Annotated in this window: 9 protein-coding genes; 3 read left to right on the forward strand and 6 right to left on the reverse strand. The window is 57.9% G+C overall.

All coding sequences use genetic code 11. The features are described from left to right. From AC07ZE_RS14070 to AC07ZE_RS14080, 3 genes are all read right to left on the reverse strand, one after another. Entirely contained in the window at positions 1-1,026 is a 1,026-nt protein-coding gene (locus AC07ZE_RS14070; RefSeq protein WP_207265333.1) for an alpha/beta fold hydrolase, read from the reverse strand. Positions 1,027-1,109: 83 nt separating this feature from the next. After that, the gene (locus tag AC07ZE_RS14075; protein ID WP_207267813.1) at positions 1,110-1,544 is read right to left on the reverse strand and encodes a YqaA family protein; all 435 of its coding nucleotides are present in this window, start codon (positions 1,542-1,544) and stop codon (positions 1,110-1,112) included. Next, positions 1,544-1,990, reverse strand: a complete 447-nt coding sequence (locus AC07ZE_RS14080) for a DUF411 domain-containing protein (protein ID WP_207267814.1) — start codon at positions 1,988-1,990, stop codon at positions 1,544-1,546. The genes AC07ZE_RS14075 and AC07ZE_RS14080 overlap by 1 nt, the downstream gene beginning before the upstream one ends. A 519-nt stretch (positions 1,991-2,509) precedes the next feature. Here AC07ZE_RS14080 and AC07ZE_RS14085 point away from each other — a divergent pair. Then, the gene (locus AC07ZE_RS14085) at positions 2,510-2,698 is read left to right on the forward strand and encodes a hypothetical protein (protein ID WP_095194134.1); all 189 of its coding nucleotides are present in this window, start codon (positions 2,510-2,512) and stop codon (positions 2,696-2,698) included. Positions 2,699-2,723: 25 nt separating this feature from the next. Here the strand turns inward: AC07ZE_RS14085 and AC07ZE_RS14090 are convergent, their stop codons facing one another. Continuing rightward, the gene (locus AC07ZE_RS14090; protein WP_207265334.1) at positions 2,724-3,095 is read right to left on the reverse strand and encodes a fe2+ zn2+ uptake regulation protein; all 372 of its coding nucleotides are present in this window, start codon (positions 3,093-3,095) and stop codon (positions 2,724-2,726) included. Positions 3,096-3,343: 248 nt separating this feature from the next. Between AC07ZE_RS14090 and pvdQ the strand changes: the two genes are divergently transcribed. Beyond that, a complete protein-coding gene (gene pvdQ, locus AC07ZE_RS14095; RefSeq protein WP_207265335.1) occupies positions 3,344-5,680 on the forward strand; it encodes a bifunctional acylase PvdQ in 2,337 nt (778 codons plus the stop codon). Positions 5,681-5,735: 55 nt separating this feature from the next. Here the strand turns inward: pvdQ and AC07ZE_RS14100 are convergent, their stop codons facing one another. Both AC07ZE_RS14100 and AC07ZE_RS14105 read right to left on the reverse strand, forming a co-directional pair. Continuing rightward, positions 5,736-6,740: a FecR family protein gene (locus tag AC07ZE_RS14100; RefSeq protein WP_207265336.1), complete on the reverse strand. Its 1,005-nt coding sequence runs from the start codon at positions 6,738-6,740 to the stop codon at positions 5,736-5,738. 209 nt (positions 6,741-6,949) lie between these two features. After that, positions 6,950-11,752, reverse strand: coding sequence for a dermonecrotic toxin domain-containing protein (locus tag AC07ZE_RS14105; RefSeq protein WP_207265337.1), 4,803 nt, complete (start codon positions 11,750-11,752; stop codon positions 6,950-6,952). Between the two features lie 219 nt (positions 11,753-11,971). Here AC07ZE_RS14105 and AC07ZE_RS14110 point away from each other — a divergent pair, with 219 nt between their 5' ends. Beyond that, the gene (locus tag AC07ZE_RS14110; RefSeq protein WP_207265338.1) at positions 11,972-13,015 is read left to right on the forward strand and encodes an Ldh family oxidoreductase; all 1,044 of its coding nucleotides are present in this window, start codon (positions 11,972-11,974) and stop codon (positions 13,013-13,015) included. The last annotated feature ends 116 nt before the right edge of the window (positions 13,016-13,131 follow it).

The following is a 13,131-nucleotide window of genomic DNA, read 5'->3' on the forward strand; positions in this document are numbered from 1 at the left end:
TTAACGCACGGGGTTGGTTTTGTTCAGCCAGTCAAGCAACGCCTTGTGAAACTGCGCCGGCTCCTCCATCTGTGGTGCGTGACCCATGCCGGGGAATTCCACCAGGGTCGACTGGGGAATGAGTTTGGCCACTTGTTTGCCGAGAACGTCGTAGTGGCCGATTTTCGCCTTGACCTCCGGGGAGGCGATATCACTGCCGATGGCCGTGGTATCGGACGTACCGATCAGCAACAGCGTCGGCATCTTCAGGTTCCGGAATTCGTAGTAGACCGGCTGGGTGAAGATCATGTCGTAGATCAGGGCCGAATTCCACGCGACTTGCGTATGCCCCGGGCCTTTGTTCAGGCCGGCGAGCATGTCCACCCAGCGGTCGAACTCAGGCTTCCAGCGTCCGCCGTAATACGTGTTGCGTTCGTAGTTGCGGATCCCTTCGGCCGTGAGCTTCAGCTCGCGTTCGTACCATTGATCCACCGTGCGATAAGGCACGCCGAGGGCCTTCCAGTCCTCCAGGCCGATAGGGTTGACCAGGGCCAGTTGTTCGACCTGTTCGGGGTATTGCAAGGCATAGCGAGTGGCGAGCATACCGCCGGTGGAGTGGCCGAGCAGGGTGGCTTTCTGGATGCCGAGGGCCTTGAGCAATTGCTGGGTGTTGTTCGCCAGTTGCTGGAAGCTGTATTGATAGTGGTCCGGCTTGCTGGACGTGCAAAAGCCGATCTGATCCGGGGCGATGACCCGGTAGCCGGCGTCGCTCAGGGCCTTGATCGAAGTTTCCCAGGTCGCGCCGCAAAAATTCTTGCCGTGCATCAGCACTACGCTGCGCCCGTTGGCCTTGCCATGGGCGGCGACGTCCATGTAACCCATCTGCAGGGATTTACCCTGAGACTCGAAGGCGAAATGCTTGACCGTGTAGGGGTATTCGAAACCTTGCAGTTCAGGGCCATATGCCGGGGGTTCGGCGTGAGCGATGACGGGCAGTATGGCGGTCAGCAGCAGACCGGACAGTCTGCGGGTGAGGGGCAAGGGCATGGGTGAACTCCATAGGACATCCGCCGATGCTGGATCGGCATGATTAGGGCGACATTAAACAGGCAATGACCACGTCGGTTGGTTCAACCCATCCAGGCCACAGTGGCCAGGGCCAGCACCCCATAACGGGCCCCTTTGGCCAGCGTCACGATCAGCAGGAAGCGCCCCAGTGGTTCGCGCATTACCCCGGCAACCAGGGTCAGCGGATCACCGATCACCGGCAGCCAACTGAGCAGCAACGACCAATGACCATAGCGCTGATAATGGATTCGGGCTTTTTCCAGATGGGCAGGGCTGACCGGAAACCAGCGCCGGTCGCGCAAGCGTTCGATGGCACGCCCCAGCCACCAGTTGACCAGCGAACCAAGGACATTGCCCAGTGTTGCTACCGCCAGCAGTGACCACAGCCAATACCGGTCGCTGAGCAGCAGGCCGACCAGCACGGCTTCGGATTGCAGGGGCAACAGCGTAGCGGCACCGAAGGCCGCCAGAAACAAACTGATGTAGGCGCCGAAGATCAATGGGCGGGGTAGTCCGCCACGATGACATCCGTGCCGTCCTTTTTCAGGCCGATCACTTGATAGGCATCGCTCATGCCGTCCATTTCCATGCCCGGTGATCCCATGGGCATGCCGGGTGCGGCCACGCCCAGCAGGTCATCGCGCTTGCTCAGGGCCAATACCTGATCGGCCGGGACATGGCCTTCGACGAATTTGCCGTTGATCAAGGCGGTGTGGCACGACGCCAGGCGCGGTGGCACGCCATGCGTTTGCTTGAACTGGCTCATGTTGGCTTCGACATGATCCTCGACCTTGAAACCGTTAGCCTCCAGGTGGCTGATCCATTTCTTGCAGCAGCCGCAATTGGCGTCGCGGTGAACTTCGATCGGGATCAGGTCGGCGGCCTGGGCCAGGGAGGAAATGAACAGGGCGCTCAAGGCAGCCAGACGCAGAGGGATTCGCATGTCGTGACGGGTCTCGGATTGCGGGCGAAAAAAACGCATTTTGACCGGTTTTTCCGGCCATACCTTCAAGGTGTGTTTCGAATTACTACAAGCTGGCCAGCTTCATGATCTTAGATCAAAGCTGTCAGTCAGATGAGGGCGACATTACAGATTTGTCAGTTTTGTGTTCGCGAGCAAGCTCTGCTCCTGCAGAAGGTCGGGGGTTGCTAACGATGCGGGTAATCAACCGGTCAGCCCCGGTCATCGTAGTGACGGTCATGGTGCCAGCCACCGTGGGGGAAGACGACACAGCCGCTCGGGGAAAGCAGGGCCGGCAGGGGAATCAGCAGTGTGATTCGACGCCACATTTGAAAATCCTCATGGTGATCGCCGCAATGAAGCCAAAACGTTTCATCGGCTGTAACATGAGAGCCTGTTTGCTGCGCCCCATCCCCGGAAAACGGCAGGGGCTTGGCATGCATGCGGATACAAAGCGGATACTTTTTTTTCAGTTTCAGGCTTACATTCAGGAAATGGCCAATGACCCAGTCGCAACGTTTGAAATATTCCCTTCTGATCGCCCTGGCCGTGCTGGGGATCATGTTTGGCCTGACTTATTTGCAGAACACCGGGGTTATCAGCGAAAAACTGTTCCAGTACATCGCCATTGGCGTGGCGGTGGTCGTAGTGGTCATCAATGGTGTGATGCGTCGCAAGGTCAAGCCCTGAACCGTCTCCCACAGGTAAAGCGTTATCAATGGTGCTGTAAAACGGCTGCAGCTCGCGGGTCCAGGCTGTAGCTTTTGTCTTCGTTGAGCACGATCACGCCTTCGCTGCACAGGCGTTTCAACACTTCGCGCACGCTCAGGAAGGACAGGGGAATATCCAGTTCCAGCAAGTGATTGTGCACACCGCGCACACCCAGGCTGCGGTCGTTTTCGGCGGCCGTCAGCAGGGCGTCGATGACTTTGAGACGAATCAGACTGGTTCGCAGGCCAAAGCTTTTGAGCAGAAACCTAATCCGCTCGTTGCCGTGGCGTTCGGTACGCTGGTCGAAAACACCGACCCCGATGGAAGTGCTCTTTGGCGCGTTGCTACCGTCCGTTGGCAGTTGCGAGTTGTACATTGCAAAAACTCCTTTTCAGAGCCTGATCAGGAAAAATGGGCGCTCTTAGCTAACAAGACGTATGAGCCACGCAAATCATGAAGACTTAAATGTAGAAATTTCGTCATCGTGGCGTTACCGGTCAGTAAGGTGCCGCTGGATCGCGGTCTTTTTTCCTAAATTTTTACCGTTTGCTTCGTCCCTGAAAGGATGCGCAGTGCGTGTCAGTACGCAGAACTGTGACCATCGTTTTTCGATCAGGAGCGAGTGTGATTATTTCCAGCCAGTTAACCAGGTTGAGCCTGGCGGGTGTGTTTCTGGGGCTGAGTCTTGCGGCGAACGCCCGCAGCCAGCCTGAGCAGGCCAGTGCCGATATCCGCCGGACCAGTTTCGGCGTGCCACATATTCGGGCCGAGAACGAGCGAGGGCTCGGTTATGGAATCGGCTATGCCTATGCTCAGGATAACCTGTGTTTGTTGGCCAATGAGATTGTCACGGTGAACGGTCAACGTTCGCGATTTTTCGGTCCGGATCAGCTCACGGTCGAAGAACGCGAGAACCGGGTCAGCGATCTGTTTTTCACCTGGTTGAACACGCCCCGGGCCGTTGCCGGGTTCTGGCAGGCGCAACCCCCTGAAGTGCGCGCGCTGATCGAGGGCTATGTGGCCGGTTATAACCGGTCCCTGACGGAGCGTCGGACCCTGGGGCTGCCGCAGCAGTGCCAGGGCAAATGGGTGCGGGAGATCACCACCGAGGATCTGGTCAAGCTGACCCGTCGCCTGTTGGTGGAAGGTGGTGTAGGCCAGTTTGCCGAAGCGCTGGCGGGCGCTACGCCGCCGGCTGGCGCCACGACGAATACCGGAAAACAGTCGGCGTTTCAGGTAGCTGACTTGCGTAGGCAGCGCTTTGCCCTCGACCGTGGCAGCAATGCCGTTGCGATAGGCGCGGAGCGCTCCTTCAACGGGCGCGGCATGTTGCTGGCCAATCCGCACTTCCCTTGGGTCGGCGGCATGCGCTTTTATCAGATGCACCTGACCATTGCCGGCAAACTGGACGTGATGGGCGCCGCGTTGCCTGGCCTGCCGCTGATCAACATTGGTTTCAATCAGCATCTGGCCTGGACCCACACCGTGGATTCGTCCAAGCACTTCACCCTGTATCGCCTGCAATTGGACCCCAAGGATTCGACCCGGTACCTGCTCGACGGCCAATCCCTGCCCATGCACAAACAGACACTGACGGTCGACGTGAAACAGCCGGATGGTTCGGTCAAGGCAGTTTCCCATGTGGTCTACAGCTCGCAGTTCGGCCCGATCGTGCAGTGGCCCGGCAAACTGGACTGGGACAGCCGGTTTGCCTACAGCTTGCGTGACGCTAACCTGGATAACGACCGCGTATTGCAGCAGTGGTACGCCATGAACCGTGCCGACAACCTCAAGGATTTTCAGGATTCGGTGCACAAGATCCAGGGTATTCCGTGGGTCAACACCCTGGCGGCGGACGATCAGGGGCAAACGCTCTACATGAACCTGTCGGTGGTGCCGAACGTCAGTGCCGAGAAACTGGCGCAGTGCAGCGATCCGCGCATCGGTTTGCAAATGATCATCCTCGACGGCTCCAACAGTGCCTGCGCCTGGGACATCGACCCGCAAGCGGCGCAAAAGGGCATTTATGCCTCGGACAAGTTACCGCAACTGTTGCGCAAGGACTTCGTGCAGCATTCCAACGACTCGGCGTGGATGGCCAACCCGGCACAGCCGCTGACCGGTTTTTCGCCATTGATCAGCCAGGACAGCCAGCCCTTGGGCATGCGTTCGCGATTTGCCCTGGATCGCCTGAATACACTGGCCAAGGCCGGGCCGCTCAAGGCTGCGGATCTACAACACATGGTGATGGATGACCAGGTGTATCAGGCCGCGCAAGTCATGCCGGACCTGCTGCAATTCTGCGCGGCGGATCTGGGGGCCGATGGCCAAACCCTGGCGCCGCTGTGTGCCAGTCTCAAGGCCTGGGATCGCAAGGCGAACCTCGACAGCGGCCTGGGCTTCGTGCATTTCCAGAATGTCATGGAGCCTCTCGAACAGGCCCCTGATGTCTGGCGCGTGGCGTTCGATCCGAAAGACCCGCAACACACCCCGCGTGGCCTGGCGGTCGACCGGCCTGAAGTGGCACAGGCGTTGCGTCAGGCGATGCTGGCGTCGGTCGAGCTCGTCAATGCGTCAGGACTGAAACCGGACAGCCGTTGGGGCGATATCCAGGTGGTCAGCAGTGGCGGCCGGCAAACGCCGATCCACGGCGGGCCGGGGACGCTGGGTGTGTATAACGCCATTCAGAGCGTTCCCAGAAGCGACGGCAAGCGTGAAGTCGTCAGTGGCACCAGCTACTTGCAGGTGGTGACCTTCGACGAAAAGGGACCGCAGGCTCAAGGGCTGCTGACATTCTCGCTGTCCAGTGATCCGGCGTCGAAACACGCCAATGATCAGACCCTGGCGTTTTCCAGGAAGCAAATGAGCGTGTTGCCGTTTACCGAGCAGCAAATCAAGTCGGATCCGCACTATCAGGCGCACACTATCCGCGAACAGGACGAAAAGGTGGTCGCGCAGTAAAATGACAGGTGTTTGACTGATGCATGAAGGCCGCACCCCGCAAGGGTGGCGGCCTTCAGCTTTTTGGCGTGCGTTGCGGAATGGAGTTGAGGACCGGATTGCCGTCCTTGTTGCGCGTCAGGTAGATCGGCAGCACCTTGGGCAGCGTCGCTACCAGGGTGTTGAGTTCCTTGATGTTGTAGATGCCGCCGATACGGATCGCGCCGGTGCTGTTATCGGCAACCACCAAAGGCGTTTCCAGGTAACGATTGATCAGCGGCAGCGCGTCGTTGAGCGCCAGATTGTCGAGCACCAGTTTGCCGCTGCGCCAGGCCAGCGAGTTGTCGTTGTCGTAGGTCTGGCTGATCCGTGGCATGAAGTCGCCATGGCCGTAGCTCGCCTGCATCGACGGACCAAGCCTCAGACCGTCCCCCGGCAGGTCATCATTGCTGCTGACCAGCACCGAGCCTTCAATCAGGTTTACTTTCACCTGGTCTTCATACATCCAGACGTTGAACTGGGTCCCGGTGACCCTGATTTTCCCTTCGGCGGCCTTCACTACGAACGGGTGACGGGTGTCGTGGGCAACGCTGAAAAAGGCTTCGCCTTTTTTCAGGGTGACCTGGCGATGGTCCTTGTAGTTGCTGTAGGTCAGCTCAGTGCCCAGGTTCAGTTCGACCCGGCTGCCGTCCTTCAAAGTGACCTGCCGCACATTGTCAGTGCTCTCGAAATGCTGGTACGAATCCGGTAGCCAACCGAGGTTCCAGCCGCTGTAAGCCGCCAAAGGCATCGCCAGCGCGCAGACCGCCGCGGCCATGCCAAAGGTGCGCCATGGGGTTTGCGGTTTCACTTGAACCATCGGCGAGACGACAGGCTCCGGGTGCGGCAGATCGCCCGCGACTTCCCAGATTTCCAGCATGGCCTCGTATTCGAAGGCGTGCAGCGGATGAACATCCCGCCACTGCTCGAATGCCAGGCGCTCTTGTGGCGTGCAGTCATCGGCGTGCAAGCGCATGCACCAGTGCGCAGCGGCATCAGTGATGGCGTCGTATTCGGCTTGAGAGAAAGGGCTGTCGGTCATTGACTCATCCTGATTTGCGCCATTCTAACCTTGAGGGCAGCCTGCGAAAACATCGATCATGGCAATTAAACATCAATGTGCAGATTTTTTTGCGTGCGTGGGCGTAAAGGCAGCGTCCATGGACAACATTATCCTTAAACGACGTGAAAAAATGATCAAGACGATCTATCACGCCTGTAGGCGCTCGCTCCTACAGGCGGCGTTGGCTATCAGGGATTGACCACCGGCACCGGGTCCAGTTGTCGACCCATTTCGCAGATCAGACGCGCTATCGAGTCGGCATTGCGCAAAATGATGTTGATTCGATGTTCCGCTTTTTTTGTATCCAGGAAGGCATCCCGGGCTTCTTCGAGTGTTTTGCAGCCGGTTACTTCCAGTATTGCGTCGATTTCATCATAGGCAAGTTCAGTATCTTCTAAATCGATCCAGCCATTGAGGTCTGCGTTCCATTTGGCAAACAACTCATCTCTGGGGGTACGCAACGACAATGCATTTCGCTGCAGCTCGATCTGCTGCTGTTTCATGGCCTGGCCCTGTCCGGTAAGGGTCTCCACAAGATCGCTGAACGGACGCCTCGCCTCAACGTACACAATGTCCACCGCTTTTTTGGTCTGATGCGACAGTTCGTGAATGATCGTGGAAGCCTGGCTGTGAGCGATGACATCAAAGGGCTCTGTCAAAGAGTTTTCATACCAATCAAGTTGAGGATCAAAAAAATGCTCCGAGAAATGCACGCGTTTGAGTGGGTCGCGTGTATTGGTAAAAGCGATCACATCGGCGTCCACTTTGCTGTTTGAGCCGACGACCAGTCGATCGTCGTTGAGCAAATCATTGTCGGGATCCACCAGGGCGTTGCAGACGGGCACGATGGTTTCCTTGATCTTGTCCAGCAGGCTTGCATCGACGTTGCCGACATCAAAGAATTCTTTCAAGAAAGTATCCAGCCGTGTGCCCTGGGTGAGCACCCTGAGTTGAGCGAGGTTGTGCAGGCTGTTGAACGCGTAAAAGCGAGCCAGGTCAATCGCGTTCACGAGCATGGTGGCCTTGTCCGGGAATTTGGCGCGAATTTCCGCCATTCCTCGCGCTTCTATGTTCAAAGCCCGCCGCGCTTCATGGCTGGCGACAAATTGGTTATGCATTTTTGACACGGCTTTTCCGAAACGTATGCTCCGCGTGTTCGGATCGATGACCAGTTGCTTGTCGGAGGTGGTCAGCAGCGCAGGACCTTGCTGATTGTCCTTGATCACCTGCCATACCTTGCCGGCTTTTTTCACGGGATAAACCTTGCCTGCAATAGGGGCGTATTGAAGCGTGCCGGTTGCGTCGAGGTACGTCCCGTTGGCGTTGTTTTTTTTCAGATCCTTCAGTTGAACAGACGTGGTTTCAAAATGCTGCAGCAGAGTGCGTTGCGTTGAAGTGGATCGCACCTGCGACCATGGTTGCGCGTGCGCCGGAGTATCGACCGGCGCGGCGTTGGAGGCCGATTGCTCAGGGATCAGTGAAGCCTCGAGTTCAAGCCTGCCCAGCGAAATCATTTCCGCCGCTCCGGCGATAAAGCCCCGTAGCGCACGTTTCCAATGCTGGTTCTGCAGGGCTTCGGCGGATTCCTTGAAATCCTTGAAGCTTTGCCACAAAAACAGGATGCGCGAGAGTTTGCCCGGCAAGAGGCCGGAGACTTGTTGGATGCCAGAGCTGAACAGCTGTTTGACCGCGTCCCAGTCCGACTGCTCGCTCGGTTTCGACCGACTGCCGAGCATCTGCGTAAGCAGGTTGGCGTTGTCGTTGAATAACCGGATGAGCACGTTACCGTCGATGGCGGTGGATCCCAGGGTGATTTCACTGGTTTCGCCGATGCTTGACTTGAAGAGGTTGCGAAACGATGCCTGCTGATTTTCCGGAAGACGGCGGATAAGCAGATCCTGAAGCTCCCCAGGTGTGTTGATGGCCGCGACAAGGTCGGCCTCGGTGTCGAACTCAGCGAATACCGGCCCCGCGCGATAGGGCGCAAACAGGATCTGCGATCCTTTATGTCCGCTGCCGGGTCCAATCAGGTACAGGCCCAGGGTTTTGACGGCGGCGGCGCCGGCCGTCTTGATCAGTTCCAGCGGCCTGATGATGGCATGGGCGCCTTCGACCGTGTGGCGGGCGGTGGCATCCGGCATGTCGAGGACCTGGCGGATCAAGTCAAAACCGTTGCCGGACAGATGCCGTTGCAGTTTCAAGGCATGGGCGTGCTGCAACAGTTGCCATGGTAATTGTTGAGTAAATCGCAACTTGCGTTCGGCGGAACCGGTGCCCGACAGGGCGCCCGTCAGCTGTTTGCCAAAATCTTGCTGGATGTTCAGTGACTGTATCAGCTGCTTGACGGCCATCTGGTTCAGGCTATCCGGCAGGGCATCAGCGGTTTTCGACGCCACCCGGAACCTAGCGTTCTGGGCGATGTTGGCGTGGTTCAAGGCAACATCGGTCAGACTTTTCGCAGGCCCCGCGAAAGCCAGTTGCGGGGTGATCTCAATCTTGTCGGGATCAAGGGATTGTCCTGGGAAGCGCCTCGCCAGTAGTGATTTGAGTGTCTGACGAACATAGTCCGCCAGCGTTTGCACCCCATGCAGGTAGTCCTTGTCGTCGGTCACGTTGTTGCTGTATTGCTGCAACAATTCAAAGTGCAGGCGCTGTTCTTCGGCGGACGCCATACCCAGCCAGGCCGGCAGGGAGTGTTGGCGGGTAATGGCCTCGGCGATCGACGCGGCTCTGCGTAAGTTGATATCAATGGACGTCTTCGTCAGTTTTTTGAGCGCCTTCTCTTGCAGCTTGGCGTCACGTTTCAATGAGCGTAGGTACTCACAACGTTCCAGGAAGTGATCAATGGCCGATTGCGCCACATGCTGCAAAACGTTGCCTTCGATCAGTTGCAGCTTGTTGAGCGTGTAGCGACGATGGAATTGATACTGGTCGGGGCTGAGATTCTCCAGCAGCACCAGGCGTTTTTGAGCATCGCGCAGGCGCCGGTCAAGTTGCTGCCGTGCAATGCCGAGCGTGGCGAACACTTCCAGCCCGGCCGCCGGCGTCCACAGGATGGCACGCCCGGAATGCTGGATGTCGAGTCCACCTCGCTCGGTCAACAGCACGCAATTGGCCAAAGGCAACAGGTCGTTCTGACCGGAGCACTCCAGCACCAGGGAAAAGACGTCCGGATGGAACCTCTTGACCGCCCGACGCGTTTTACGGTCCGCAAGGTCCGGGTTGAAAACGGTATCGACCAGCTGCCAATCGGCATTGCGCAAGGTGCCACCCAGTTCGCGCAGGGCGGCCTCTGCGCGTACGCCCACGGAAAGGGCATGGGCCAGCCGTGGTTTCATGTTTTCCAGATACACGCGTTGTGCAGCTTTCGTGTCGATCGGTTGGCTGGCGAATTCACTGCTGATCGGCGATTCGACAGAATTGAGGGTCTTGACGTAAGTCGCCGCAGTATCGGCCAGCACCATCGAAGACTGGAAATTGTCCAACCAGGCCGGTCGGGTGCTCCAGCGTTCATTGACGTCCAGCGTCAGAAGTTGCTCGCCGACCATTGAGCGGATGTCCAACGCCTTGTCGAACAAGGCATGGATGTCCACGGCGCCGTAGCTCTGGCGCAATACCTGCAGGGCATAGTCCATGTTTTGCACTTGTTTGCTGATGATTGACTCAAACAGCGTCTTGAACACCGAGCCGGTTATCGCGGCACCGGAGATTTGCGGTTGATGGAAGCCGATGAAAAGGTTGCGTTCCTCAAGACTCATGAGGCCGTAAAGCTCATCGTCGTGGCCGGCTGAAACTGATTTTGTCATCAGGGTTTTCTTGAGATCCTGATAGTCCTTCAGAACCAGCAAACCCCGGCTAGGGGTGTAGAGGAAAGCATGGGTGCTTTCCTTGCTGATCATCAGCGAACCGGCGAGCTCTACGTAGTTCGGCTGGTATTCCCACAACCGCACGGTTTCGAGGGTCAGCGTCGAGGACGACTCGAGCAGCGAGTGCAGGGTTCGGCTTTGTTCCGCGGTGATAATCTCGGCCTCGCGCTTGAGCAGCAGTTCGGCCCGCGCTTTCTCAAGAATGGCCCGGGAAAAAAACTCGCGACGGGTTGCGCCATCGACACTCGCCTTGTCCCAGTAATTTTGCAGTTCTTTTGACAACTGACTGATCAAACTGCTTGCGGCAGTTTGCACCGCCGAACCCCAGTGTTGCTGGTCGTGTTTCACCGGCTTCTTTTTGCTGTGAGAAAACTCCGGGTAGTGCCCGGCGGGCCATTGCTGATGACGGAAGTACAGCAGCACCGACTCACCCAGGGACATGGATTTGATCCAGCGTCGAGTCGGTGTGCTGCCTGGTTGGGTGTCGTTGGCTGCTTCGGAGTAAAAGTTGACCTGGGTCTGGCTTTGTTTCAGACCCGGAAAGTTCGACTGCAATAATTCATCAAGTACGGTATTGAGCAGGGTGGTGAGCGATGGCAGCTCTTTGAGCTCGTCAAGCATGGCTTGATCGTTGCCGCGTTGGCTGGTTTCGATCACGGTGCTCTGATCTTGAAATACGTCTCCGTCGATGGTCTCGAACTTCACCGTGATATCAGAGGCTTCGGCCAACGTCTTGCGTGCGGACAATGACATGAATACAAGCAAGTCATCGTCTTCTTCCGCGCTATCCAATTGGTCTTTGATTTGCTTGGACAACGCTGTGCGGCTCTTGAATTTCTTTATGCCTGCATAAGGCGTGTAGAGGATCTCGCCATTGTCATCGGGCGTGGCGCTCAGAACAAAACAGCCTGCCAGAGGGAGAGACAGGTTGCCCGTACTGACCAGGATTCTTTCGGCGAGCATCGGCTGTTTCTGTTGATTGCGTAACGCATGGCTGGCCAGTTTCACGTGGTTGAACCATTGGAAATCCTTTTGCGTCAGCCCATGGGTTTTGCCCAATTCAGTCCAACGGTCGGGGGAATTCAGGGCTTCGGGGAAAAACAGTGGGGTAACGGATGCAGGCATTGTCGAGTCTCGTGCAAGGCACTACGCAGAGCGCCAATGGATGGAGCGTCGAGACTAGAAAACGGTAACAGAGTCCAGGCGGTAGATAGTTAACGCACGGGCAGCCGGTGTTTGTGCAAACAGTCGCAAGCGAAGGGTTGACAGCTCGCTCGCCGCGCGTTGTTAATCGGCGGTCTACCTACGCTGTTGTTCCCTCCAATAATTAGTCTGGAGCTTCAGATGTCTGCACCACTCGATGATGTGTCTGCTGTTGTCTCGCAAAACCTGTCGCTCGCTGAGTTGACGGCATTGCTTGAGAAGATATTCCTGCGTCACGGCACCTCTGCCGATGTCGCCCGGGTGCTGGCTGAAAACTGCGCGGGCGCCGAACGCGATGGTGCCCACAGTCACGGCGTGTTCCGCATGCCCGGCTATGTATCGACGTTGCAGAGCGGTTGGGTGAATGGCAAGGCCGTTCCGGTGGTTGAGGATGTGGCCTCCGGTTTTGTCCGGGTCGATGCCGGCAATGGTTTTGCGCAACCGGCGCTCGCGGCGGCACGGACCTTGTTGGTGGAAAAGGCCCGCAGTGCCGGCATCGCGGTGCTCGCCATCCGCAACTCCCACCACTTTGCTGCGCTGTGGCCGGACGTCGAACCGTTCGCCTACGAAGGGCTGGTGGCGCTCAGTGTGGTCAATAGCATGACCTGTGTGGTGCCCCACGGCGCCGACCGGCCGTTGTTTGGCACCAACCCCATCGCCTTCGCCGCGCCTCGCGCCGGCGGCGAGCCGATTGTGTTCGATCTGGCCACCAGCGCCATTGCCCATGGCGACGTGCAGATTGCCGCACGCAAAGGCGAGCGCTTGCCACCGGGCATGGGTGTGGACGGCCTCGGTCAGCCGACCCAGGACCCGAAAGCGATTCTCGAAGGCGGCGCGTTGCTGCCGTTCGGTGGGCACAAGGGGTCGGCGTTGTCGATGATGGTCGAGCTGTTGGCCGCGGCATTGACCGGGGGCAATTTTTCTTTCGAGTTCGACTGGAAAAATCACCCTGGCGCCAAGACGCCATGGACCGGTCAGTTGCTGATCGTCATCGACCCGAGCAAAGCCGCCGGGCAGAGCTTCGCCGAGCGCAGCCAGGAGCTGGTGCGGCAGATGCATGGCGTGGGACTGAAGCGATTGCCGGGGGATCGGCGCCATTATCAACGTGCCAAATCGCAGGACAATGGCATTGCGCTCGATGCGCAGACATTGGCCAATCTGCGGGAACTGGCCGGAGTAAGCTGACGTGGCATAACGTGTGGGAGCGAGCCTGCTCGCGAAGGCGGTATACCCGGCAACATTGATGTCGACTGATACGCCGTCTTCGCGAGCAGGCTCGCTCCCACAGGGGATTGCATTTC

Source organism: Pseudomonas sp. GW101-3H06 (genome assembly GCF_059424605.1).